This is a genomic window from Pseudomonas sp. RU47 (assembly GCF_004011755.1).
GTDB lineage: Bacteria > Pseudomonadota > Gammaproteobacteria > Pseudomonadales > Pseudomonadaceae > Aquipseudomonas.
The window spans coordinates 3644246-3666512 of record NZ_CP022411.1 but is presented as its reverse complement, the minus strand read 5'-3'; the positions used below and the strand labels follow the sequence as shown (position 1 = coordinate 3666512).

The window sequence follows — 22267 nt, the reverse complement described above, 5'->3', positions numbered from 1 at the left end:
CATGGGCTTTCGCGATCTGATCGCCGAAGTCGACGCGGTGGTGTTCGAAACGCTGGGCGACACCGCACGGATCGAGGGTCGCGAAGAGCCAGTGCTCGGCATGTTTGCCGCGCCCTGGCTGCAACCCAAGTTCGGCAAGCTCAACACCGGGTTGCGTGAGCCTCGCTTCGAGATCCGCGTCAGCGATTCGCAAGGTCTGGAACAGGGCATGCTGGTCAGCGTTGACCTGCCTGCCCTGGATGGCGGCGGTGACTACGACTTGATCCAGCTCGAACCGAGCGGCGACGGACTGGTCGCCCTGATTCTGAGGTTGCGGCCATGAGTGTCGGCAGCTATTTCAAACCCTCGGCCGGGGGCGGGATGATCTCTATCCAGTCCACGGCCGCAGATTTTCAGGCGTTCCAGGACTTTGCCAAGGTGGTGCCGAAAGCGGCTGCCGCGGCGCATCGGCGCGCGATCAACAAGACGTTGGGAAGGTTGCGCACGCACATCGCCCGAGCCGTCAGCCGGTCAGAGCGCATTGCCGTAGCGGCGGTGCGTCAGCGGTTGCGCAGCTATCCAGTTTCCGGCGCGGCCGCGAGCGGCAAACTGTGGTTCGGATTGAACAGCATCGAATCCAGCCGGATCGGCCGGGCTAGGCAGACCGGGAGCGGTGTGTCGGTGGCGGGGCGGCGTTATGAAGGTGCCTTTCTCAAGAAGGTCTACGGCAACAAGCCCGACATCTGGATCCGCACAGCCTCCAAGCATTTCAACGGGGACGACTACCCGGATAGCACGGTGTCCCCCGGTCGCGGGCCGAGTTCGGGTTGGGTCGCCGAAAACGGTAGTCGTTTCCCGCTGGCCAAGGCCAAGGTGTCGCTGGAGCAAGCAAGGCCGCATTTCGACAGCTGGGTCAAAAAGGCAGACGAGATCCTGTTGGCGATTCTCAAACAAGAACTCAACTTTGAGCTGCGGAAATACCTCAAGAGGATCGGCAATGTCTGAAGAACCGTTCAGCCTGGACCAGCTTTATCGGGCGGTAGAACAGCATCTGCGTACCCACTTGCCTGGCGTACAGGCCGTCACGGCCTGGCCAGACATTAAGGATCGCGTGTTGCTGCCAGCGGTGTTTCTCGAGGTGGCCGAGATCGAGCCGGGTACCGATATCGGCACCGGCGAAACCTCGCTGGTCTGCAAGTTCGAGGCTCGGATCATTGTTGACCCGATCAAGGCGCACCATCATCAACAGGCCGTGCAATTGGCGACGCAGTTGGCGGTGCTGCTGCGTTCGCAGACGTGGGGGTTGGCAGTTGAACCCGCCGAGTTTGTGCAATCGCTGCAGGACTGGACCCAGCCGCACCTGGATGGATACACGGTGTGGCTGGTGGAGTGGACTCAGCAGGTTTATCTCGGCCTTGAGGAATGGCCGTGGCCGGACGAATCGCCGGGGTCGTTGGTGTTTGAAGTCGATCCGGGTGACGGGCAATTCAGGCCGGAGGATCTGCCGTGAGTTACGCAAGCGCGCAGCATGACCGCATGATCGCGGGTGCGGTAAAGGCTTGCTACGTGGTCGCGGTGGATCTGTCCGCTTCGCCGCCGGTATGTCGCGTGTCGGATGGCAGTGAATGGGTCAGCGCCTGGGTGCGGTGGCACAGCATCGCCGCCGGCAAGGCCAGGCACTGGCGGGCGCCGTCTTTGGGCGAGCAGGGCAGTTTGATCAGTCCCAGTGGTGACGTGTCACAAGGCACATTTGTCCCGGGCTTGTATGGCAATGCCGGGCCGCCGCCAGATAATCGCGACCATGTCGAGGTCTGGCGTTTTGATGATGGCGGCTCGCTGGTCTACGACTGGCAGGCCAAGTCTTACACCATCACCCTGCCGAGTGGCACGGTGGCGATCAAGGTCGGCGGCACGGAGGTCGTCGTTACGGATAACGCGGTAACGGTGAAGTCGGGAACGATTGATCTTGAAGCGACCGTGAATATCAAAGGGCCTGTCAATATCGACGGCGCGTTATCCGTAACGGGCAACATCGACGGCGCTGGCAACATCATGGCCGCCGGCAACAGCGACAACCACCACAAACATTAACCCAAACATTCATCCAGCCCGCCAAGTGCGGGCTTTTTCATGCCTGGAGAACCACATGGCCAAGATCGATATGACCTCAACCGATGCGCAAGCGTCCTCGGAACCGGCATTGTCATCCTCAACTTACTCATCGCCTGAGTCCTTGAAATTCCGCGACAAGCTCTACATGTCGCGACTGCTGATCGTGCCCGGTACCGACCGATCCTATCCGGTGGAGAAGGCGACGGTCGTGGTGCCGGCCTCCGACATCGAGGCGGTCAAGTTCCTGAAAGCCAGCGAAGAATACGAGCCGTTCAAGGAGTGACATCGATGATCGGAATGGATCGCCAGACCGGCCTACCCATATCCGGCATCGAGCATCTGCGGCAATCCATTGCCGACATCTTGAGCACGCCGCTGGGCAGTCGCCGGCACCGCATGGAGTACGGCAGCAAGCTGCGGCGGTTTGTCGATTTGCCCGTTAACGAGGGCTGGAAAAGCGCCGTACAGGCTGAGGTCGCCCGCGCTTTGGGGCGCTGGGAGCCACGTTTGAAGCTCGACCAGGTGCGTGTCCTTTCCGTCATTGGTGGGCAAATCAATCTGCAAATCGTCGGGAAGTACCTGGGCGACGGCGTCACGTTGGAGGTGGCTGCATGAGTACCGTTGATCTGTCGTCGCTGCCGGCGCCGACCGTGCTGGAACCTCTGGACTTCGAAGAGGTTTATCAGGACGGTTTAGGCGTCTTTCGCGGGTACATGGGTGGCAACTGGACGGCCGCGCTGGAAAGCGATCCAGTGGTCAAAGTGCTTGAGGTCGGGGCCTACAACAAGGTCGGCAACCGCGCCCGGGTCAATGACGCCGGCAAGGCGCTATTGCTGGCGCACGCCATTCGCGGCGACCTCGATCACTTGGGGGTCAACGTCAATCTGCAGCGGCTGGTCATTCAGGCCGAGGATCTGCTGGCGGTGCCGCCGGTGCCCAAGGTCATGGAAGACGACGACCCGTTTCGCGAGCGCATCCAGTTGGCCTATGAAGGACTGACTACGGCCGGCCCGCGCAACAGCTACATCCTGCACGCGCGTAACGCCTCGGGGCTGGTGGCAGACGCCACGGCTGAAAGCCCGGCGCCTTGCTACGTTACGGTAACGGTGCTGGGGTTTGATGGGGAGGGTGAAGCGCCGCCGGAGCTGCTGGCCACTGTAGCCGCTGCGCTGAATGACGATGACGTGCGCCCGGTGGGTGATCGGGTGACTGTGCAGAGCGCGCAGGTGATCCGTTACGAGATCGACGCCATTTTGCACATGGCCGGCGCCGGCCCGGAAGCGGATGCCAGTTTGGCCGAAGCGAAAAGCCGATTGGCCAGTTGGATCAATCCACGCAAGCGGCTGGGCGTGGAGGTCGCACGCTCTGCTGTTGACGCTCAGTTGCACGTTGCCGGCGTTGCCCGGGTTGAGTTGGTCGGTTGGCAGGACTTAGCCCCGACCAAGGCGCAGGCGGCGTTCTGTACGCGCTACAACGTGAGGCTGGCGGGCTGATATGAAGAGTCTACTGCCGCTCAACAGCACGCAACTGGAACGGGCCATGGAGGCCGCGTTTTTCGAAAAGACGATTGTCCCACTGCGCGACCTCTACAACCCCGACACCTGCCCGGTGCACCTGCTGCCGCATCTGGCGTGGGCGTGGTCGGTCGATCGCTGGGACTACCGATGGTCTGAGGCGACCAAGCGCGCGGCCATCAAGGCGTCTTTCTACATTCACAAACATAAGGGCACCATCGGCGCGCTGCGCCGCGTGGTCGAGCCGCTGGGCTACCTGATTGAGATCGTCGAGTGGTTCCAGACGGTGCCCGAGGGTGTGCCGGGCACCTTCGCGCTGAAGGTGGGCGTTCTCGATACCGGTATCACCGAGGAAATGTATCAGGAGCTAGAGCGCCTGATTGACGACGCCAAGCCCGTTACCCGGCAACTGACCGGGCTGGCGATTAGCCTGGAAACCCAAGGCAACTTAGATATCGCCGTATCCCTCTACGACGGCGACGAAATCGACGTTTACCCACCCGTCATGCGTGACATCGAGGTCACCGGCAGCTTTGGCGTGGTCGGCCGCGAACACACCATAGACACCCTGGACGTTTATTATGATTGATGCGAACTCGCAGTTTTTCGCGATCCTCACGAACGTGGGGATGGCCAAGCAGGCGAACGCCGACGCGCTTGGCATTCCCTGGAAACTTACCGAAATGGGCGTGGGGGATGCTAACCCGAACGGGCTGGCAGATCCGCCCAATCCGGTGCCGTCGGCCATACAAACCAAGCTGCTCAATGAGTGGCGCCGAAAGCCGCTCAACCAACTGAAGATTGACCCGGTCAATCCGGCGGTGATCATCGCCGAGCAAATCATTCCTGCCGATGAGGGCGGTAAGTGGATCCGCGAAATCGGCCTCTACGATGCGGACGGCGATCTGGTGGCGGTGGCCAACTGCGCGCCAAGCTTCAAGCCGCTGCTGTCGCAAGGCTCTGGCCGCACGCAAGTCGTGCGCATGAACTTTGTGGTCAGCAATACCGGGAATATCACGCTCAAGATTGATCCGGCGGTGGTGCTGGCTACCCGCGAATATGTTGATTCGCGTCTTTTGGACGAGTTGAGCCGGCTCGACATGAAGCAATCTGTGCGCGCTGCAACGACGGCCAACATTGCTCTGCTCGGTTTGCAGGTGGTGGATGGTGTTTCGCTGAACGCCGGCGATCGGGTGTTGGTGAAGAATCAGACGGTTGCGAAGGATAACGGTCCATATGTAGTGGCGGCCGGAGCCTGGGCGCGGGCAAGTGATGCCGACAGCAATGCCAAGGTCACGCCGAATATGACGCTGGCGGTTGAGGTGGGGGCTACTCAGGCCGATACGATTTGGCAGTTGGTGACAGATGGCACGATTGTTGTGGGTGTCACGGCCTTGACGTTCAAGGACATTACCGACGGTCTCGCCCGTTTGCTTTCTCCGATCTTTGTCGGAAGCCCCAAGGCGCCGACGCCGGCGCAATTTGACAGCAGCAAGTTGCTGGCTACAGCTGAGTTCGTGAAGCGCAGCGGGGTCGAGTTTTCGGGGTTCACCACAAACAGCGCGAACTTGGCACTAGCGGCTGAGCATGTCGGCGGCCTTCACAGCTTTTCCGGTGCGGTGCAACTCACTGCGACCTTACCGCCTACGGCAGGTATCGGGCAGGGCGCTACTGTCACGCTTGTCTGTGCGGGTGCTGGTGGCCTGAGAGTCGTCGGCGCCGGAACCGATGTGGTCTACACCTCGACAGGCGTCACCGGGCCGATTCTGATGGCGCTGGGCGATACGGCTGAATTCATCCGACTGCAAGATCAGTGGCGGCTGATCGGTGGCACCGTTGCACTGCGCTATGCCGGCATCATGGCGGGGGAGAGCTTTACAACCCGGCCTCAGTTCGACAGCACCAAAGCGCTAGCAACTACTGAGTTTGTGCAAAGGGCGCTGGGTAACCGCGCGGGCGCCGCGATCGCCAGTGTCAGCACGGCGTTGACGGCAAGCATTTTCGGTAAATTGCTGCTGCTGAATTCGTCCGCCAGTTTCACTGTGGCGCTTCCGCCTTCTGCCTCTGGTTCTCCGGTGGCTGGTAGTTCGATCACAATGCAAAACGTCGGCTCTGCTGCTGTGACGGTCATTCCCTCTGCTGGCGATACCCTTGGCGTAATTTCAACGCAGCCAATGACGAGTTTGGTTGTTCAGCCGGGAACATCGGTTGAATTGATTTTGCAGGGTACGAATTACTTTATTTCAGGCGGGGCGGCACTGAAATTTTCGCCAGAATTCGCTATGTCTGCCGCACAGAACGGATACCAGAAACACCCGTCTGGTCTGATCGATCAATGGGGGTCTGTAGCTGTTACAGATAATGCAGAGGTTAACGTGGTACTCCCCACTGCGTTTCCTAACGCGATTTTTGGGGCGGTGGTTTCCGTACCCTTATCGGCGCAGGCGGGGGCTGCAGAGTTTTCTATTGCCGGAGTGAGGAAGAACGGTAGCAGCCTTAACAGCATTTTGGTCAATGCGAACTCGGGGCCGACCAACTCAGTCAATCCGGTGATTTTTTGGCGTGTGTGGGGGTACTGATCGTGATTTTCTTTAGTGCAAAAGAACTCGGGTTCTATGACAGCACCATTGTTGAGGCAATTCCAGAAGATGGCGTGGAAGTTTCCCTAGAACATCGTCGCGCAATTCTCGATGGGCAGACTGCCGGCATGGTCATCGCTGCTGACGAGTCAGGCCTCCCCATCCTGATCGATCGGCCGCCGGTTAGCGCTGAGGTGCTAGTCGCCGTCGAGCGAGCCTGGCGTGATGCGCAACTGGCGTTCACAGATCCGCTGGTTTCCCGGCACCGGGACGAGGTCGAAGAAGGCGGGTCGACTTCGATCACGCCTGAGCAATATGCGGAGCTGCAAGGCTACCGCCGGCTGTTGCGCGACTGGCCACAAGGCGAGCAATTCCCACTCATCGACCACCGCCCGATTGCGCCGCCTTGGCTGCTCGAGCAGATCCAATAAACGCCCCGCACTGACGGGGCGTTTTCTTTTCCGTTACGCGTAACACGAACACCCTCACAGCCTCGCTTATGCGGGGCTTTTTCCTTTCTGGAGACTGACCCTTATGAGTTTTTTCCACGGCGTCACGACCACCTCGGTCGACACCGGCGCGCGCACCATCTCGCTGCCCTCGTCGTCGATTATCGGTCTGTGCGACACCTTCACCCCGGGCGTTCTCGGCGGCGGCACGGCGAAAGCCGGCGAACTGAAGTTGATCACTACCGAGCGCGAGGCCATTGCCGCCTTCGGCGCCGATTCGGCAATCACCAAGGCGTGTAAGGCGATCTACGTCAAAGCCAAGGCGGTGATCGTCGCCATCGGCGTGCCCAAGCTGGAGGACGCGGCGCTGCAAACCTCAGCGATCATTGGCGGTGAACTGGTCTCGGGTCAGCGTACCGGCCTGCAGGCGCTGCTCGACGGTAAAAGCCTGTTCAACGCTCAGCCGCGGTTGTTGATCGCACCTGGCCACACCGCGACTCAGGCGGTGGCTACGGCGCTCGACAGCGTGGCGCAGAAGCTGCGCGCCATCGGCATCATCGACGGCCCGGGTACGACCGACGAGGCCGCTATTGCCTACGCCGAGAACTTCGGCAGTCGCAACCTGTTCATGGTCGACCCGGGCGTCAAGTATTGGGACACCGGCACCAGTTCGACGGTCGAAGCGCCCGGCTCGGCTTGGGCAGCAGGCCTGTTTGCCTGGACGGATGCTGAATACGGTTTCTGGGCTTCGCCATCGAACAAGGAGTTGACCGGCATCACCGGCACGGGCCGCGCGGTCGAGTACCTGGACGGCGATGAAACCTGCCGGGCCAACCTGCTCAACAACGCCAATATCACCACGATCATTCGCGACGACGGTTATCGCCTGTGGGGCAACCGCACGCTGTCGAGCGATCCGAAGTGGGCCTTCGTTACCCGCGTTCGCACGCTGTTCATCCTCATGGATGCGGTGCAGGCGGGGCACAAGTGGGCCGTCGACCGTTCGATCACCAAGACCTACGTGACCGATGTCACCAACGGTCTGGATGCGTTCATGCGCGACCTGAAAGCCCAGGGCGCAATCATCAACTTTGAAGTGTTCGCCGACACCGAACTCAACACGGCCAGCCAGATCGCCCAGGGCAAGGTGTATTGGCGCATCCGTTTTACCGACGTGCCGCCGGCAGAGAACCCGAATTTCCTTTTCGAAGTCACCGATCAGTGGATGACCGAAGTGCTTGAAGCAGCCTAAGGGGGCGTAACCAATGATTCCTCAGACTTTGTACAACACCAACCTGTTCGTCGACGGCGTGAACTTCTCCGGCGACGTGCCGAGCCTGACGCTGCCCAAGCTGACCACCAAGACCGACGAATATCGTGGCGGCGGCATGGCTGGCCCCATCGATATGGATCAGGGGCTGGAAAAAATGGAAGCCTCGTTTGTCACCAAGGGCGTGCGCCGCGAGTCGCTGAAGTACTTCGGCCTGGCCGACGGCACGGCGTTCAACGCCACGTTCCGAGGTGCCTTCAAGGGCCAAAAGGGCGCTGTGACAGCGGTTGTTGCCACCCTGCGCGGTCGCCTCAAAGAGGTCGATCTCGGTGACTGGAAAGCCGGTGATGCGGCCGAGATCAAACACTCCGTTTCGGTCACGTACTACAAGCTCGAAATTGACGGGCGCCTGATGTACGAAATCGACATGGTCGCCGGCATTCAGGTGATCGACGGCAAAGACCAACTGCTCGAAGTGCGCCAAGCACTCGGCATGTAAGGAATAGATCCAGATGACTCAAGTAATCGCTAAAACCCTGCCTGCCTGGCTGTCGCTCAGTGCAGTCGGTGCCGTCGTAACGCTGACCCGCCCAAGCCAAGCCAATAGCATGGACGTCGAGACGTTGAACCTGCGTAACCCGACCGTGCGTGAAGTGCGTGCGGCTGATCGTGCTGCCAACGGCGATGATGAACAGCGCGAAATGATGCTGTTCGCCGGTCTGGCCGAAGTCGGATTGAAAGATCTGGAACGCCTCAAGCTGACGGATTATCGCCGCGTGCAAACGGCGTATTCGCACCTGGCACCGAAAACCGATTATTCGGACTCGATGCCGGCGTGGTTGTCGCTGACCACCGATCAGGTGCTGGTAACGCTTTCGTGTCCGAGTGAGATCAACGGCGTGACGGTCGACAAGCTGGCCTTGCGTTCGCCGACCGTGGGCGACGTGCGTGCGGCCAACCGTGAAGTGGGTGGCGATGACGAACAGCGCGAGCTGGTGTTGTTTGCGGCGTTGTCCGGCGCTTCGGTGGCGGATCTGGAGGGGCTGAAGCTGGTGGATTTTAACCGCTTGCAGGCCGGCTATTTTCGCATGGACAACGACGACGGGCTTTAACCCCAGCGTTATCAAGTCGGCAGCGAAACGTCTGGCGGCGGAAACCGGATTTTCCGCCGCTGAGATCCAGTCGATGCCGTTCGCGGATATGGTGTGGTGGCTCACGGATTGAGCCGCCATCGGTAGTGCTGGGCACATGAGGGCCACGACATGGCAAACAAACTCGCCCTCGGGCTGGTGATCGGCGGTGCCGTCAGTTCAACGGTCGGCGCCGCGTTCAAGGATGTGACCGGGCGCATCAAGCGCCTTGAGGCAGAAGGCAATAAAGCGCGGGTGCTGCAGCGCACGATTGGCGACACCATCCGCCTGCGCGAAGAATGGAAGAAGGCTCACGACACCGGCGCGGCCGGTGCGTCCAAATTACTCAACCGTTTGAACTCGAACCTCGACAGCTTGAAAAAGCAGGGGATCGAGGTCGGCCGGCTGGAAAAAGCCTATCGCTCGATGGGGCAGACGGCCAACAAAGCCGAGCTGAAAGCCAAGGGTCATCAGCAGATTGATTCTGGCGTAAAGGGCATGAAGGGCGCCGTCGGTGCGGCGGTGGTCGGTGTCGGTGCCATGGCGGTGCCGGCCAAGGTCAGCGCTGATTTTGGCGCGATTGTCCGTGACATCGCGATCAAGGCCGGCATTGCCAACAAGCCGCAAGAACAGGAGATGTCGCGCAAGATCATCGACACTTCACGCGACACCGGCATGGCGCGCAACGATGTGGCCGACGTGGTCAATCAGTTGGTCGGCGCCGGTATGGATCTGAGCAAGGCGCTGGAATACGCGCCTGTCGCGGCCAAGTTTGTCGTGGGGCAGGGATCCAGCGGTGTCGACACGGCGAAGATGATTAACGCCCTGGGGCAGAACGCCAAGATCACCGATCCCAAGCAGATGCAGCAGGCGCTGGAAGCGATCGCCTACCAAGGTCAGGCGGGCAGCTTTGAAGCGGCCGACATGGCCAAGTGGTTCCCGGAACTGCTGGCCAACATGGCCAGTAACGGCATCACCGGCTTGGATGCGGTGACGCAACTGGGCGCCATGTTGCAGGTGCAGATGAAGCAGGCTGGCAGTTCGGACGAAGCGGCCAACAACCTGAAAAACTGGATGGGCAAAATCGGCTCGACTGATACGGTCAAGGCCTACGAAAAAGCCGGGATTGATTACAAGGGATCGATGCAGACCGGTTTGCAAAACGGCATGTCGACGCTTGAGACCAGCATGTCGCTGGCTCAGAAGTACATTCAGGCGACCGATCCGAAGCGTGCGGCGGCCATGGCCGAAGCGACGTCAAAAATCAGCAAGGAAGCCAATCCCGATAAGGCCAAGGCCATGATGGCCTCGCTGGAAGAATCCCTGCGCACCGGCGACCTGTTCGCCGACATGCAGGTCAAGGCCGCACTGTCGGCTTACATGCAGAACAAGGCGCTGTATAGCCAGCTCAAAAACGATTCGCGTGACGCCACCGGGATCCTCGACAAGAACCTCGCCGAGCGGCGTGAGTCGTCATCTCAGAAATGGGCGGAAATGGCCCAGTCGATGGATGACGCCATGCGCAGCATCGGGGATGCGCTGCGCCCGGTGACGGACACCGTGGCCGAGTCGTTGACCAAGGTTACTAAAGGCATTACGTCGCTGACTGATAGCGCGCCCGGGGTGGTTGCCGGTATCGCTACGGTCGGAGCGGGGCTGATTGCCTTAAAAGGTATCTTCAGCACGATCAAGATCAGCAAGGGGCTGCTAAACCTTGCGCGTGGGTCGCGCGGTGGCAGGAATGGGAGCGAAGCCCCAAATAAAAAACCCGGAGAACTTGATCTCGTAGCGACTGGCCTGGATGTTGTTTCACGGGTGAAGGAAGCGGCAACAGGCGGTGGCCTTGGTACTGAAAGTGGTGCAGGTAACGACGGCGTCAAGAAGGTTTTCGTCGTCAATGCCGGCGCTATGGGAGGCGGTGTGGATGCGTCGGGCGAATCGCGCCGCCGTGGACGTGGGTCAAGGCGCAGCGCTCGGCGCCGGTCATTGCCGAGTTCGAGAGGTCCTCGTCCGACTGTGCCTCGTCCACCTGTTTCGATCCCATCGCCATCAGTCCCCTCCGTTCCAAGTGGGGCATTGTCCAAGCTCGGCGCCGTCGCAGGAACCGTCGGTAAGGTCGGTAAGGTGGCCAAGGTTATTCCTGGCGGCACGCTGCTGGAGTCCGGGGCGATGGCGCTTGAAACCTTTCAAAACGCCAAGACCAAGGACGAAAAAGCCGAAGGTTACGGTTCGGCTGCCGGCAACCTGGCCGGCACCATGGCCGGTGCAGCAGCAGGCGCCGCCATTGGTTCGGTTGTGCCGATCATCGGCACCGCGATCGGCGGCATGATCGGTGCTTACCTGGGCAGTCAGGGCGGTGCGGCGCTGGGCGGGTCGTTGGGTAAGTCGCTGTTCGGCGGTGAGGATGAAAAGCCCGAGCAAACGGCAAAGGCGCCGGTGCCGACCACGCCGCTCATGATGGCGTCAGCGGCGCAGCAAGGCCCGGTGCTGGGGGATGTCGCGCGCTCGATGGCAGTGACGGCGCCGCTCAAGTCGGCGGCGATGGCCATCCAGCCCAAGGAGGCGGCGAAGCCGGAGCCGGCCAAGGTGGATCAAAAGTTTGAGTATTCGCTGAGCATGCCGGTCACGGTAGAGGGGGATGTCAAAGACCCTCAGCGCCTGGCGCAGGATCTCATGCCGCACATGCAGCGAATGATGGCGGATGCGGCGAGGAGTAACGCCGCCAAGCTGTACGACGAACCCCATGTCTAAGGAGGTTTCATGGCTTACATGGAGCAGATGCAATCAAGTCTGAAGTATCTGGTGGATGCAGCGGAAACCGGGCGGCGCAGTGCCGACGGCATGCTGACCCCGGTCAACGGCGCGATCCGCGAACTGACCGGCGCCGCGTCCGAGCTGGAGAACATCCCGTTTGTTGGCCCGGCAATCGGCGCCAAACTTCAGCGAGTGATGCGCGGCGTCGACGCAGCTCAAGCCAAGGTCGGTCAGGTGGCGGCGGTGTACGGCCGCGCCACCCGGGCGGCGGCTGAAGTGCAGGAGCGGCTGGGCACATTGAAGGAACAGGCGGGCAAGGCGGCCACGGCGATCAACAACGTTGCCGGCAAGGTCAGTCCGTCGCTGGCCAACATCGTGCCCACCAGTTCCTTTGCCGTGGAGGCCACGCCGGCGCCGGAAGCGGTGAAGCCGTTCCCGCACCTGATGATCATTCAGCCGCGCGATCCGAAGATTGAGCCGTATTACTTCAACCTGGACACGGCAGCTTTCGACGAGCTGAGCCGTTCGACCGAATTCCGCTGGGCGTCGCAGGAGCGGTTGACGCGCCGGCCGGCGAAGCAGGCCGTCGGTATGGGCGATGAAAAATTGACGCTCAAGGGCACGATTTACCCGGGCTTCAAGGGCGGGTTGAAGCAGCTCGACACACTACGTTCCATCGGGGCCAGGCTGCAGCCGCTGACTCTGACCACGGGTTATGGCGAGGTGATCGGAACGTGGTGCCTGAAAAACATCAACGAGGAACAATCCGCGCTGCTCCACGGCGGGATTGCTCGAAAACAGGGCTTCACTCTGGAGTTTGAGCGCTATGGCGAAGACATGCAGGACGTCTGACGGCGACATGCTCGATGTCATTTGCAACAACGTTTACGGCCATCTGAATGGCAGCGTCGAGGCTGTGCTCGATGTCAATCAGGGGCTGGCTGATGAACCTCAGCCGTTCCGGTCGGGCGTGATTATCGTCCTGCCGGATTTGCCAAGCCCGACCAGTGAAGGCGTCAGCTTGTGGGATTGACCCGGGGCGATGCCTTCGCCGGCGCCGCGTCGCGTTACGCGTAACGACACCTTGTTTTTCTGGCCCGCCTTGTGCGGGTTTTTTATTGGAAAAAATCCATGACACCGATGTTTCGAATCGTCGCTGATGGGGCTGATGTCACGGCCAAGATCAATGATCGGTTGTTGCAGCTCCGTACCTCTGACAAGCCGGGCATGGAGTCCGACGAGTTTGAGTTGCGTATCGACGACCGTGACGGGCAAGTTCAATTGCCAAGGCGCGGCAGCTCAATCGAGATTTACCTGGGCTATACCGAGACGACCTTGGCGCGTATGGGCAGCTACACCGTGGACACGATTGAGGTGTCAGGCCCGCCCGACACCATCGTGATCAAGGGCAAGGCCAGCGACGTGCGTGGCAGTGGCAAGACCATCCGCAGCGGGAGCTGGGAAGACGTGCCGCTGTCGAAGATCGTGGCTGACGTCGCCGCGCGCAATGGCTGGACGCCGGTGTGTCCGGTGTCGACCAAGGTCGCCCGGGTCGATCAGCTCAACGAGTCCGATTTTAACTTCATCACCCGGCTGGCCAAGCAATACGACTGCACCGCCAAGGTCGCCGACGGCAAGCTGTTGGTGATGCCGCGCCAAGGTGGACAGACTGCCAGCGGCAAAGCATTTGGCGCTATCACCTTGACTCGACGCGACCTCAGCCGTTGGCAATTCAGTCTCGGTGATCGCAACTCACACAAGGCGGTGGCCACCAAGCACCAGGATAAAAAGAACGGCAAGCTGGAGGTGGTCACCATCGACAATGATGATGCGCCGGACGGCCTGCCGGCCGTGCATACCGACCGCCATATCTACCCCAACAAGACCGCTGCTGAAGCGGCGGCCAAGGCCCGTCTGTCAGCATTCAACCGCTCGACCGCCGATGTGCGGTTGGAGATGCCCGGCCGAACGGACATCTTCGCCGAGCGTCCCATCATCGCTCAGGGTTTCAAGGTTGGGCTTGATGGCGAGTACCTGGCGGATTCGGTCGAGCAGGTGTTCACCCAGTCCGGCTGGTCGACCACGGTCGAATGCAATGCCGGCAAAGCTGGTAAATCCAAGGGCAAGAAAAAGAAAGAGGCTAAACCACCCCTCAAGGTGGTGACCATCGAGAAACAGTAACCGCATCCCATCGCCGCTTGAGTGCGGCTTTTTTACGTCTGGAGTTTTTATGTCGCTCACTCAGCAGCAGTTGCTGCAGATCCTCCCCAACGCCCGCCCAGTCGCGGGCGTTTTTGTACCTGTCCTGAATACAGCAATGCAGCGCTACCAAATTGTCGGTAGCAAGCGTGTTGCCGCGTTCATCGCCCAGATCGGCCATGAGTCTGGCCAACTGCGCTACGTCCGGGAGATCTGGGGACCGACTCCGGCTCAAACGAAATACGAGGGTCGAGCGGATCTGGGCAATACCCAATCCGGTGACGGTTCGAAGTACCGTGGACGCGGCCTGATTCAGATCACCGGCCGAGCGAACTATGTGGCGTGCGGCGAGGCGCTGGGCCTTGACCTGATCAGTTTCCCCGAGCTGCTCGAGTTGCCACAGCATGCCACTATGTCAGCGGCATGGTTCTGGAAACAAAATGGGCTGAACGACTTGGCTGACCGTGACCAGCTCAACACGATCACCCGCCGAATCAATGGCGGATTGAATGGCTTGCAGGATCGACTGGATATCTGGTCGCGTGCGCGGGCGGTGCTGGCGTGATCGCCGTACCGTGGAAAGCGGTCGGTGCGGTGTTGCTAGTGCTTAGCGGCGCCGGCAGTGCCTGGCAGTTTCAGGACTGGCGCTACGGAAAGCAGTTGGCGGAGCAATCCCAACTGCACGCCGAAACCCTCAATCAACTGACCCAAGCCGCAGCTTCCGCGCAGCAGGCCGAGCAGGACAAGCGTCTGGCGCTCGAGCAGCGGCTGGCGGCCAGTGAGAAAACCCACTTCAGGAAAATGAGCGATGCCCAACGTGACCAAGATCGCTTGCGCGATCGCCTTGCCACTTCTGATCTGCGGTTGTCAGTCCTCCTCGACGCGGATTCAGCCGGTGGCTGTTCAGTGTCTGCCGCCCCCGGCGCCGGCGGCGTGGATCATGCAGCCGTACGCGCCCAACTTGACCCGGCGCATGCTCAACGAATTGTCGGAATCACCGACGCCGGCGACCAAGGACTGATTGCACTGGCGGCGTGCCAAGCTTACGTCAGGGACGTGGCGCGATGACCTACATTTCAGGTTGGAAAAATTAACATGAGCCAAAAAGCAAAGCCCCGGAGGTTGGCCCTTCTGGGGTTTCTATTTTCGCCTCCATCTCTCAATGAGTGGCGAACTGAGTAAGCGGCGCCGGCAAGTGCTAAAACGCTCTCTAAAACTACCTCGACATTACTCAGTCTGTTCGTAATGAGCGCCTGTAGGTAATGAATTTGAATCGGGTGGCGGAACTCACTCGAACGGGCTCGCATTGGACAGGTTGTCTACAAAATAGTAGCGTCACTGATTTACCCACGCCATTGGTGGGTGTTCAGGGGGGGAGATATGAGTTATTTTGATCTAAGAGCGAGTATAGAAGACCTTGCCGAACGAGCAAAAGGGAACGGCGACTACCTTGCCGAAAATGCCCTCATAGCTCAGTTCAATGGATTACTTAAGGAAGCACAAAATAAAAACTCGAAGCATAGAGATCTCACCGCTTTACCTGAGTTGCGGAATTATATCTCGCAGAAGGAGTTCTTAAGGGCAATCGACCATTTGATGGCTGCCACAAAATTTCTTGCGCAACAATCGTCGGTAAAGTATGGAAAATTCCAGATTCTCAGAGCAGAAACGCAGCTTGCGCAAGACTTTCAGGCCTTGACCGAATTAGGTAAACCCGTCGGGTTTTTGTTCTTCGATATTGATCATTTCAAAGACCTTAACACTGAGCACACTGAAACTATCGTGGACTTATATGTGCTTAAACCCTTCATGATATTTATCGCCGATTTGGTTAAAACGCGGGGTTATGGCTACAGTGTCGGTGGAGACGAGTTCATCGTGCTGCTTGGCAACACTAGTGCGCTGGAGTCCGAAGCCTTCGCTAAGAGGTTGCTGGAACAAGCCGCCGCACGCCGATTTGATGTGAATGGTATCGATGTAAATATTACTCTCTCTATCGGGACCTGCTGTTCACAACCAGGCGACCTCGCTGTTGATGATGTCCGGACGAAAGCCAACGAAGCTGAAAATTTAGCCAAAAAGCAAGGAAGGAACTGTGTGGTCCGAACCGACCAGTGACACAGGTCGTGGGCTGTACGAATGAACCCAGAAAGCTGTCGATTTTTAAGTCACTTCGGCAATCATCACCGCGAGCGTCATCTTGATAAATTCCTCGATTTTATCGATGGTCTCCAGGGCGCTGCGGACATTACTGCCGACTTCAGTAGCTCCGCGTTGCTCGACCCAAAGCGTAAGCTCCATGATGGCTGCCTCTAGCGCCAGTTGGTTTTCGTTGAGTTTTTAGGGCAGGGAAGCAGGCCAGAGTTAGGCATTTGCTTTCCCCTGGGGATGAAGCATATACAGCAAGGGAGGCGGGAGTTGGTTGGGCGCTGGGAATGCAAAATGCCGTACCACTTTTTGTACCATTTCTGTGTTTCTGAGGGGGACTTTAGGGGATAAATACCCCCCCTAAAACCCTTTAAACCCCCCAGACCAAAAACGCCAGCTAATCCGCCCCCTCTAGCTTTCCCAGGTGTGAGGCAGGAATATTTCCTGCGCATCTGGTAGCGTCAGACTACAAACCTAACCAAGCGGAAGTACGGGATGTCAATCAAGGTTGCTGCACCGCTCGTTAACGGCGATTTGTGGGATCCGTTCGGCGAGAGCGCGTCAGGAGAGGACATTGTAGAACTGATATGCGGTGATGATCTGCGGCCGCCTCCCACGAGTGTGGTCATTACGGTGACTACCGAATCGGGTAAGCGGGTGGAGGTGCGGATTCCGAATTCTGACACCGGCACCGCCAGCGTGAGGATTGACGGCAAGACCGTGTAGAAAATGGGCTGATTTTCTGTCTAAAACTAACCCTGTCTACCGCGTATTCACTGACCTAAAACGCGTATAAATGACGGTATGGTTTTAGACAGTTAAATGCTGAGGGCCGCGTAGTGCGTGGCCTATGCACTGTTCCAGCCCATACTGCTGCATCAGTGGTGTGTTGGGGGGATAAGGCGAGATGTACCCCAACGGAATCCGTCTTCGATCATTTGAGATGCGTAGTTCCATTATCGCGTCGACTAACTGTAGGATCATGAGTTATTCGGGGTCACCTTGACATAGTGGTGGGCAGTTTTTGCCCACACCACAAAAGTCACGGTTAAGCGGAGGGAACCTTACTGGGAAATTCATAAATAAATTTCATCAGCATTTCTGCAAACGCTAGGAGTTCGTGTGCGTCATCTTGGGTCATAAGTGCAATCTCGTGCGTAGCTTCATTTCCTTTTTTTCTGATGTGGTCGACCCATCCACGCCCATTCGGCGGTATATAGCCTGCATCCGCGAGAAAGTTCACGTAACTTATGAACGCCTCTCCCTCGGCCGCCCCCTGAGAAACCCCTATGTTCATGAGCAATTTTCGACACAGAAGGACAGAGCCGGTGAATGCACCAGCAGCCGTGCATTGTCTAGCCTCGTCATAAAGAGACTCTAGGTCTTTGGGGAGGTGAGCAACGTTGTTGCCAGGCAAAATTCCGGGGAGCTGAGACTTTCCATTTCCCCAGTACGTCGGATTTGAGCAATGGCTGCAAACATAGATGTGTTGATTCTCTGACGAGTAATAGCCTCTTGAACTCGCTACCGTGTTGTTGCAGAACCCGCACTTAAATTGCTTTGAAACGATCCCCGCTATGTTTACCCAAGACATGTTCCGCCTCCTTCTGATGGCAGTTGATGCTATCCCATCTTGAGGATATCTAGGTCTAAATTTTGTAGGACGCCTTTGCAGACGGATTCTGCGCAAAACCTACGTCGGACGCCGCACGTTTCCGCTCGCATGAGCACAAAAATCGGTTGTTTTGCCATGAAAGAAAATGGCTTTTATCCTTTAAAACAACAGATTAGGTTTTTTCAGTCCCCTGCATGGGGTGCTAGGGGCGAGTGCGACGGTCTGGACAGACTTCTGTCATTCGGGAGCCATAAGTACCGCGAGCGTCATCTTGATGAATTCTTCGTTCCTGTCGATTGTCCAGAGTGCACCGCGAACGTTCTCGGCGACATCGGCCGATCCGCGCTGCTCAACCCAGTTGGACAGTTCCATGATGGCGGCCTCGAGGGCGAGCTGGTTTTCGTTGATCTTGAATAGCAGGGAAGGGAGCAGATCAGAATTTGGCATTGGGCGTTCCTCCGTGAGATAGCCCAGCGTAGCACCGTGTTACATGAAGGGTGTTTTACGTTTGGCAGGACACCGGAGAAGGGAGAACGAGCAGAAAGTTTTGTAACGCGGACCAAAAAGTTTTGTAACGCTTCAGCTAGCGCGGCGGAAATCTCATCAAACAGAAACGACAAAGCCCTGAATAATCAGGGCTTTGTCGGTACCAAATATGGCGGAGGCGATGGGATTCGAACTCATGGACCTGTTACAGTCGACGGTTTTCAAGACCGTTGCCTTAAACCACTCGGCCACACCTCCGTTGCGTTGCGGGCGCCATAATACCTGAATGAAACACACTGTCAAACTCTCTGCATGGCTTGTTACAGAGCGTCTGTTATGATCTTTGCGACTGAACGTTTCAAACCAACAGGAGTGTCGCCATGCGCGAACAGGATTACGCAGTTAATAACAGCGTGCAGGCTGAGCAGCTAGAGGTTAGCCGCGTCCTGCGCAACACTTACGGCCTACTGGCTCTGACCCTCGCATTCAGCGGCGTCATGGCTTTCGTCGCACAGCAGATGCGTGTTGGCTACCCGAACATTTTCGTGGTGCTGATCGGCTTCTACGGGCTGTTCTTCCTCACCAACAAACTCCGTGATTCCGCGTGGGGCCTGGTGTCCGCTTTTGCGCTGACCGGTTTCATGGGTTTCCTGCTCGGCCCGATCCTCAACCGTTACCTGGGCATGCAGGGCGGCGCTGAAGTGGTCAGCTCGGCGTTCGCGATGACCGCGCTGGTGTTCGGTGGTCTGTCGGCCTACGTGCTGATCACCCGCAAGGACATGAGCTTCCTCGGTGGTTTCATCACCGCTGGTTTCTTCGTGTTGCTGGGTGCAACGCTGGCAAGCTTCTTCTTCCAGGTCAGCGGCCTGCAACTGGCGATCAGCGCAGGTTTCGTGCTGTTCTCGTCCGTGTGCATCCTGTTCCAGACCAGCGCCATCATCCACGGCGGCGAGCGCAACTACATCATGGCGACCATCAGCCTGTATGTATCGATCTACAACCTGTTCATCAGCTTGTTGCAGATCTTCGGCATCATGAGCCGCGACGACTGATCGCTGGCTGTGAAATAACAAAAAACCCGCTTCGGCGGGTTTTTGTTGTCTGCAGGAAAGCGGTTCTGTCCCGTGCCCGGGACTATTCAGTTGATAACGATGCTGCCGTCAGTCTGTTGTTTGTAAATGGTGTAGGGCAGCAACAAGGTGTCGAGCACCCCGGAAGCCACGGCATCAATCGCCCAGCCGGGCAGGGCTGCGTTGTACTTGTTACCTTCGTCTATCGGTGCATGCAGACTGCAGAAGTCATACATCACGCCGCTGTAGATCCGTGGTACCGCCCCGCAATAGGATTTGTTCGATTTCAAATCGTCTATGGCAACCTGGTCGTCGCGCACGACCGTCTGCACTGTCCCGCAACCACTCAACACTAATGCCATCAGCATCATTGCCTGAACTTTCATACCGCCAATCCTTCGCCGGAAAAACTTCAATCTACGCCGAACGTGTGGAAAAAGCACTTAGGCCATCGGCGGCAAACGACGCTTCACCGGTGTCTTCTTAACGATCGCGGTGTTGGTTTCGGCTAAGGTATTGAGGCGGTCGAGCAGGGTGTCCAGCTGTTCCATTGAGCGCACATGCAAGCGCGCGATAAAACAATCCTCGCCCGTCACCTTGTCGCACTCGGTGAATTCGGGAATCGACAGGATCTGCCGCTCCACCTCCTGCAACTGTCCCGGCAGTGGTCGCACCCGCACGATGGCCTGCAATTGGTAACCAAAACACTTCGGATCGATCTCGACGGTGTAGCCCTTGAGCACACCGCGCTCTTCCAGGCGCCGCAACCGTTCAGCCACGCTCGGCGACGACAATCCGCTGATTTGTGCCAAGGCCTTGAGCGAGCGCCGCGAATCCTCCATCAATGCGCCGATGAGGATCTGATCAATATCGTCAGTCATGAAGAAACTCCAGCATTAGGCGATTGATGAAAACCACCCACGATAAAAAAGGCAGATTTCGAGTTTAGCCTGCTTTTTGCTCTGGAGCGCCTGTCGGTTCGCTTGGCATACTTTTGTCACAAAGACAGGAGATTGAAGATGGACAATACAATCCGTCGCGGCTCATTCGAAATGACCGCTGCCATGCTGATTTCCGGGACAATTGGCTGGTTCGTGCTGGTCTCCGGGCAGCCGGTGCTGGACGTGGTGTTCTGGCGTTGCGTGTTCGGTGCCGGCACCTTGCTGCTGATCTGTGCCGCTTTCGGCTTCCTGCGCCCGGGCATTCTGACCCGTACCACCTTCCTGCTCGCGGTGCTGAGCGGGATGGCGATTGTCGGTAACTGGGTGCTGTTGTTTGCCTCTTACTCAAAGGCCTCAATTGCCATCGGTACGGCAGTGTACAACGTGCAGCCGTTCATGCTGGTGGGTTTGGCGGCGCTGTTTCTGGGCGAAAAAATCACCCTGCAAAAACTGTTCTGGCTGGCAATCTCGTTCATGGGCATGCTGGCGATCGTCAGCGCTCACGGCGCCCAAAGTGAAAGCGGCAACGACTATCTGATGGGCATTGCGTTGGCGCTGGGCGCGGCGTTTCTCTATGCGATTGCCGCGCTGATCATCAAACGCCTGACCGGCACGCCACCGCATCTGATAGCGCTGATTCAGGTGTGCACCGGGATTTTGCTGCTGGCGCCGTTCGCGCATTTCAGCGCATTGCCGCAAGCACCGAGTGCCTGGGCCAGTCTGGTGACGCTGGGCATCGTTCACACCGGCCTGATGTATGTGCTGCTGTACGGCGCCATCCAGAAATTGCCGACCGCATTGACCGGCGCATTGTCGTTCATCTACCCGATTGCGGCGATCTTCGTCGATTGGTTCGCGTTCGGCCATCGCTTGGAAACCCTGCAATGGGTCGGTGTCGCGGCAATCCTGCTGGCCGCTGCCGGCATGCAGCAGGGTTGGGGCCTGAAGCCCCGGCGACTGGCCGCGCAGTAACCCTCAGATGTTCCAGTGCGGCGCGGTTTTCGCCAGGCGCTGGCGCATCTCGCCGATGTTCGCCGCCAGTTGCCGGGTCAACAGTCGGTAGCCATCCAGCGTGCTGTAAACCGGCGCATCGAGGTGGGCTTCCGGCAACTCCAGCGGCTTGTCCAGGCGTTGCGAAGCGCCGGTTTTCAACGCTCGTGCCATGCCGATCAATTGCACGCGAATCTGCCGGTGCTCGGCCTTCAGCGCTGATTGCAGATGGGCCATGGCTTCTGGATCGTTGGCATCCGGTCGCGTGTTGCCGAGGATTTCCAGTGTGCTGATGCACATGCGCAGATTGCGCTGGATGGCATCGAGTTCGGTCATGGAAATCTTCACTTCCTTGGACACTGACGGCATCAGTGAACGCAACTGCACCATCACCGCGCCGAGACGGCCCATCAATTTCAAATGCTCATCGGCGCTGACCGGTTGGCCGCCGATGATCCGCCCATACACCGTAGCGCAATCACGCAGGGCATCGGCGAGGTTGTAGCGCCACGAATACACCGCGTAGAGCGGCAGGGCAAAAGAGAAGGCCAGAGCGAGGGCAATCCCGATGAGAATATCGACGCCGCGCCACAAGCCGTCGGTGATCGGGTTGTCACCATGTCCGGCGACAATGAACACGGTAATCGCCGAGAGCAGGGCGGTATAACCCCCTTTGCCAATCGCGTGATAAGAGAAGAAACCGCAGACCACCGCCATCGCAAAATACGTCAGCCACGGCATGCCGAGCCACGCCTGCTGAGCCACCAATAGCAAACCGACACCGGCACCGATCAAGGTGCCCGTGGCGCGTTCGGCAGCTTTTTTGCCGATGTTGCCGTGGTGCTGCAAACCGCCGATGACCACCAGCATGGTCACCGAGGCCCATTCGCCGTGGGGCAGGTTGATGCCGGTGGTCAGCAGGATCGTTGCCAGCAAGCCGAGGGCCACGCGCACCGCATGAATCAGCCGTGCGTGCCGGTAGCGTCGATAAGGATCAAGCAACGGACGCAGGACACGACGCAGCAAGGGCG

At 58.6% G+C, this 22267-nt stretch carries 28 protein-coding genes, 1 tRNA gene and 1 pseudogene; 23 read left to right on the top strand and 7 right to left on the bottom strand.

Translation table 11 applies throughout. The features are described from left to right. Position 1: 1 nt before the first annotated feature. From CCX46_RS16555 to CCX46_RS16460, 20 genes are all read left to right on the top strand, one after another. On the top strand, positions 2 to 322 hold the full coding sequence (locus CCX46_RS16555; RefSeq protein WP_034155914.1) for a head-tail joining protein: 321 nt from the start codon (positions 2 to 4) through the stop codon (positions 320 to 322). Beyond that, positions 319 to 984 carry a hypothetical protein gene (locus tag CCX46_RS16550; RefSeq protein ID WP_127928122.1) on the top strand — a complete coding sequence of 222 codons (666 nt, stop codon included), beginning with the start codon at positions 319 to 321 and terminating at the stop codon, positions 982 to 984. The genes CCX46_RS16555 and CCX46_RS16550 overlap by 4 nt, the downstream gene beginning before the upstream one ends. Beyond that, positions 977 to 1489 (top strand): hypothetical protein, encoded by a 513-nt coding sequence (locus tag CCX46_RS16545; protein WP_127928120.1) that lies wholly within the window; start codon positions 977 to 979, stop codon positions 1487 to 1489. Before CCX46_RS16550 ends, CCX46_RS16545 begins: the two co-directional genes overlap by 8 nt. Further along, on the top strand, positions 1486 to 2070 hold the full coding sequence (locus tag CCX46_RS16540; RefSeq protein WP_127928118.1) for a phage baseplate assembly protein V: 585 nt from the start codon (positions 1486 to 1488) through the stop codon (positions 2068 to 2070). Before CCX46_RS16545 ends, CCX46_RS16540 begins: the two co-directional genes overlap by 4 nt. A gap of 55 nt (positions 2071 to 2125) precedes the next feature. After that, positions 2126 to 2374, top strand: a complete 249-nt coding sequence (locus CCX46_RS16535; RefSeq protein WP_238704341.1) for a hypothetical protein — start codon at positions 2126 to 2128, stop codon at positions 2372 to 2374. 5 nt (positions 2375 to 2379) lie between these two features. Continuing rightward, positions 2380 to 2706 (top strand): GPW/gp25 family protein, encoded by a 327-nt coding sequence (locus CCX46_RS16530; RefSeq protein WP_073473016.1) that lies wholly within the window; start codon positions 2380 to 2382, stop codon positions 2704 to 2706. After that, positions 2703 to 3584: a baseplate assembly protein gene (locus tag CCX46_RS16525; RefSeq protein WP_127928116.1), complete on the top strand. Its 882-nt coding sequence runs from the start codon at positions 2703 to 2705 to the stop codon at positions 3582 to 3584. Before CCX46_RS16530 ends, CCX46_RS16525 begins: the two co-directional genes overlap by 4 nt. 1 nt (position 3585) lies before the next feature. After that, positions 3586 to 4194: a phage tail protein I gene (locus tag CCX46_RS16520; protein ID WP_073473012.1), complete on the top strand. Its 609-nt coding sequence runs from the start codon at positions 3586 to 3588 to the stop codon at positions 4192 to 4194. Next, a complete protein-coding gene (locus CCX46_RS16515; protein WP_127928114.1) occupies positions 4187 to 6184 on the top strand; it encodes a phage tail protein in 1998 nt (665 codons plus the stop codon). Before CCX46_RS16520 ends, CCX46_RS16515 begins: the two co-directional genes overlap by 8 nt. Positions 6185 to 6186: 2 nt before the next feature. Further along, positions 6187 to 6615, top strand: a complete 429-nt coding sequence (locus tag CCX46_RS16510; protein WP_342212526.1) for a phage tail protein — start codon at positions 6187 to 6189, stop codon at positions 6613 to 6615. 103 nt (positions 6616 to 6718) lie between these two features. Then, positions 6719 to 7885, top strand: coding sequence for a phage tail sheath subtilisin-like domain-containing protein (locus tag CCX46_RS16505; RefSeq protein ID WP_127928112.1), 1167 nt, complete (start codon positions 6719 to 6721; stop codon positions 7883 to 7885). Between the two features lie 13 nt (positions 7886 to 7898). Then, positions 7899 to 8402, top strand: coding sequence for a phage major tail tube protein (locus tag CCX46_RS16500; protein ID WP_127928110.1), 504 nt, complete (start codon positions 7899 to 7901; stop codon positions 8400 to 8402). 13 nt (positions 8403 to 8415) lie between these two features. Next, positions 8416 to 9015 carry a phage tail assembly protein gene (locus CCX46_RS31050; RefSeq protein ID WP_127928108.1) on the top strand — a complete coding sequence of 200 codons (600 nt, stop codon included), beginning with the start codon at positions 8416 to 8418 and terminating at the stop codon, positions 9013 to 9015. 150 nt (positions 9016 to 9165) lie between these two features. Continuing rightward, on the top strand, positions 9166 to 11784 hold the full coding sequence (locus CCX46_RS16490) for a phage tail tape measure protein (RefSeq protein ID WP_127928106.1): 2619 nt from the start codon (positions 9166 to 9168) through the stop codon (positions 11782 to 11784). A gap of 9 nt (positions 11785 to 11793) precedes the next feature. After that, a complete protein-coding gene (locus CCX46_RS16485) occupies positions 11794 to 12639 on the top strand; it encodes a phage tail protein (RefSeq protein ID WP_127928104.1) in 846 nt (281 codons plus the stop codon). Beyond that, on the top strand, positions 12614 to 12820 hold the full coding sequence (locus CCX46_RS16480) for a tail protein X (protein WP_127928102.1): 207 nt from the start codon (positions 12614 to 12616) through the stop codon (positions 12818 to 12820). The genes CCX46_RS16485 and CCX46_RS16480 overlap by 26 nt, the downstream gene beginning before the upstream one ends. 98 nt (positions 12821 to 12918) lie before the next feature. Next, positions 12919 to 13968, top strand: coding sequence for a phage late control D family protein (locus CCX46_RS16475; RefSeq protein ID WP_127928100.1), 1050 nt, complete (start codon positions 12919 to 12921; stop codon positions 13966 to 13968). A 49-nt stretch (positions 13969 to 14017) separates the two neighbouring features. Continuing rightward, positions 14018 to 14551, top strand: a complete 534-nt coding sequence (locus CCX46_RS16470) for a glycoside hydrolase family 19 protein (RefSeq protein ID WP_127928098.1) — start codon at positions 14018 to 14020, stop codon at positions 14549 to 14551. Continuing rightward, entirely contained in the window at positions 14551 to 15054 is a 504-nt protein-coding gene (locus tag CCX46_RS16465; protein ID WP_064391164.1) for a lysis system i-spanin subunit Rz, read from the top strand. The genes CCX46_RS16470 and CCX46_RS16465 overlap by 1 nt, the downstream gene beginning before the upstream one ends. A 312-nt stretch (positions 15055 to 15366) precedes the next feature. Then, positions 15367 to 16104: a GGDEF domain-containing protein gene (locus tag CCX46_RS16460; RefSeq protein WP_127928096.1), complete on the top strand. Its 738-nt coding sequence runs from the start codon at positions 15367 to 15369 to the stop codon at positions 16102 to 16104. 45 nt (positions 16105 to 16149) lie between these two features. On the opposite strand, the pseudogene CCX46_RS16455 reads toward CCX46_RS16460, so the two are convergent. Continuing rightward, positions 16150 to 16358 (bottom strand): annotated as a pseudogene (locus CCX46_RS16455) (hypothetical protein). Positions 16359 to 16629: 271 nt separating this feature from the next. Between CCX46_RS16455 and CCX46_RS16450 the strand changes: the two are divergent. After that, entirely contained in the window at positions 16630 to 16860 is a 231-nt protein-coding gene (locus CCX46_RS16450; protein WP_064391022.1) for a hypothetical protein, read from the top strand. Positions 16861 to 17182: 322 nt separating this feature from the next. Here CCX46_RS16450 and CCX46_RS16445 read toward each other — a convergent pair whose 3' ends face one another. The 3 genes from CCX46_RS16445 to CCX46_RS16435 form a co-directional block, all read right to left on the bottom strand. Beyond that, the gene (locus tag CCX46_RS16445; RefSeq protein WP_064391023.1) at positions 17183 to 17728 is read right to left on the bottom strand and encodes a DUF4145 domain-containing protein; all 546 of its coding nucleotides are present in this window, start codon (positions 17726 to 17728) and stop codon (positions 17183 to 17185) included. Between the two features lie 258 nt (positions 17729 to 17986). Next, positions 17987 to 18196 carry a hypothetical protein gene (locus tag CCX46_RS16440; RefSeq protein ID WP_127928094.1) on the bottom strand — a complete coding sequence of 70 codons (210 nt, stop codon included), beginning with the start codon at positions 18194 to 18196 and terminating at the stop codon, positions 17987 to 17989. Positions 18197 to 18405: 209 nt separating this feature from the next. Further along, positions 18406 to 18493 (bottom strand) — tRNA-Ser (locus CCX46_RS16435). A 122-nt stretch (positions 18494 to 18615) separates the two neighbouring features. On the opposite strand from CCX46_RS16435, the gene CCX46_RS16430 reads away from it, so the two are divergent. Next, complete coding sequence (locus tag CCX46_RS16430; RefSeq protein WP_007915443.1) at positions 18616 to 19287, top strand: Bax inhibitor-1/YccA family protein; 672 nt, start codon at positions 18616 to 18618, stop codon at positions 19285 to 19287. 86 nt (positions 19288 to 19373) lie between these two features. On the opposite strand, the gene CCX46_RS16425 is transcribed toward CCX46_RS16430, so the two are convergent. After that, positions 19374 to 19691 carry a YceK/YidQ family lipoprotein gene (locus CCX46_RS16425; protein ID WP_127928092.1) on the bottom strand — a complete coding sequence of 106 codons (318 nt, stop codon included), beginning with the start codon at positions 19689 to 19691 and terminating at the stop codon, positions 19374 to 19376. A 57-nt stretch (positions 19692 to 19748) separates the two neighbouring features. Continuing rightward, positions 19749 to 20186, bottom strand: coding sequence for an Lrp/AsnC family transcriptional regulator (locus CCX46_RS16420; protein ID WP_064381847.1), 438 nt, complete (start codon positions 20184 to 20186; stop codon positions 19749 to 19751). A 138-nt stretch (positions 20187 to 20324) separates the two neighbouring features. Between CCX46_RS16420 and CCX46_RS16415 the strand changes: the two genes are divergently transcribed. Continuing rightward, positions 20325 to 21218 carry a DMT family transporter gene (locus CCX46_RS16415; RefSeq protein WP_127928090.1) on the top strand — a complete coding sequence of 298 codons (894 nt, stop codon included), beginning with the start codon at positions 20325 to 20327 and terminating at the stop codon, positions 21216 to 21218. 3 nt (positions 21219 to 21221) lie between these two features. Here the strand turns inward: CCX46_RS16415 and CCX46_RS16410 are convergent, their stop codons facing one another. After that, a complete protein-coding gene (locus tag CCX46_RS16410) occupies positions 21222 to 22262 on the bottom strand; it encodes an FUSC family protein (RefSeq protein ID WP_177413863.1) in 1041 nt (346 codons plus the stop codon). Positions 22263 to 22267 lie beyond the last annotated feature (5 nt).

What these genes read in the sequence shown, in the direction of transcription:
- CCX46_RS16415 (WP_127928090.1), top strand. Translation starts at nt 20,325, where the DNA reads ATGGACAATACAATCCGTCGCGGCTCATTCGAAATGACCGCTGCCATG.
- CCX46_RS16535 (WP_238704341.1), top strand. Translation starts at nt 2,126, where the DNA reads ATGGCCAAGATCGATATGACCTCAACCGATGCGCAAGCGTCCTCGGAA.
- CCX46_RS16505 (WP_127928112.1), top strand. Translation starts at nt 6,719, where the DNA reads ATGAGTTTTTTCCACGGCGTCACGACCACCTCGGTCGACACCGGCGCG.
- CCX46_RS16470 (WP_127928098.1), top strand. Translation starts at nt 14,018, where the DNA reads ATGTCGCTCACTCAGCAGCAGTTGCTGCAGATCCTCCCCAACGCCCGC.
- CCX46_RS16555 (WP_034155914.1), top strand. Translation starts at nt 2, where the DNA reads ATGGGCTTTCGCGATCTGATCGCCGAAGTCGACGCGGTGGTGTTCGAA.
- CCX46_RS16425 (WP_127928092.1), bottom strand. Translation starts at nt 19,691, where the DNA reads ATGAAAGTTCAGGCAATGATGCTGATGGCATTAGTGTTGAGTGGTTGC.
- CCX46_RS16530 (WP_073473016.1), top strand. Translation starts at nt 2,380, where the DNA reads ATGATCGGAATGGATCGCCAGACCGGCCTACCCATATCCGGCATCGAG.
- CCX46_RS16515 (WP_127928114.1), top strand. Translation starts at nt 4,187, where the DNA reads ATGATTGATGCGAACTCGCAGTTTTTCGCGATCCTCACGAACGTGGGG.
- CCX46_RS16420 (WP_064381847.1), bottom strand. Translation starts at nt 20,186, where the DNA reads ATGACTGACGATATTGATCAGATCCTCATCGGCGCATTGATGGAGGAT.
- CCX46_RS16550 (WP_127928122.1), top strand. Translation starts at nt 319, where the DNA reads ATGAGTGTCGGCAGCTATTTCAAACCCTCGGCCGGGGGCGGGATGATC.
- CCX46_RS16445 (WP_064391023.1), bottom strand. Translation starts at nt 17,728, where the DNA reads ATGTCTTGGGTAAACATAGCGGGGATCGTTTCAAAGCAATTTAAGTGC.
- CCX46_RS16525 (WP_127928116.1), top strand. Translation starts at nt 2,703, where the DNA reads ATGAGTACCGTTGATCTGTCGTCGCTGCCGGCGCCGACCGTGCTGGAA.
- CCX46_RS16480 (WP_127928102.1), top strand. Translation starts at nt 12,614, where the DNA reads ATGGCGAAGACATGCAGGACGTCTGACGGCGACATGCTCGATGTCATT.
- CCX46_RS16450 (WP_064391022.1), top strand. Translation starts at nt 16,630, where the DNA reads ATGTCAATCAAGGTTGCTGCACCGCTCGTTAACGGCGATTTGTGGGAT.
- CCX46_RS16475 (WP_127928100.1), top strand. Translation starts at nt 12,919, where the DNA reads ATGACACCGATGTTTCGAATCGTCGCTGATGGGGCTGATGTCACGGCC.
- CCX46_RS16490 (WP_127928106.1), top strand. Translation starts at nt 9,166, where the DNA reads ATGGCAAACAAACTCGCCCTCGGGCTGGTGATCGGCGGTGCCGTCAGT.
- CCX46_RS31050 (WP_127928108.1), top strand. Translation starts at nt 8,416, where the DNA reads ATGACTCAAGTAATCGCTAAAACCCTGCCTGCCTGGCTGTCGCTCAGT.
- CCX46_RS16545 (WP_127928120.1), top strand. Translation starts at nt 977, where the DNA reads ATGTCTGAAGAACCGTTCAGCCTGGACCAGCTTTATCGGGCGGTAGAA.
- CCX46_RS16440 (WP_127928094.1), bottom strand. Translation starts at nt 18,196, where the DNA reads ATGCCAAATTCTGATCTGCTCCCTTCCCTGCTATTCAAGATCAACGAA.
- CCX46_RS16500 (WP_127928110.1), top strand. Translation starts at nt 7,899, where the DNA reads ATGATTCCTCAGACTTTGTACAACACCAACCTGTTCGTCGACGGCGTG.
- CCX46_RS16485 (WP_127928104.1), top strand. Translation starts at nt 11,794, where the DNA reads ATGGCTTACATGGAGCAGATGCAATCAAGTCTGAAGTATCTGGTGGAT.
- CCX46_RS16460 (WP_127928096.1), top strand. Translation starts at nt 15,367, where the DNA reads ATGAGTTATTTTGATCTAAGAGCGAGTATAGAAGACCTTGCCGAACGA.
- CCX46_RS16520 (WP_073473012.1), top strand. Translation starts at nt 3,586, where the DNA reads ATGAAGAGTCTACTGCCGCTCAACAGCACGCAACTGGAACGGGCCATG.
- CCX46_RS16430 (WP_007915443.1), top strand. Translation starts at nt 18,616, where the DNA reads ATGCGCGAACAGGATTACGCAGTTAATAACAGCGTGCAGGCTGAGCAG.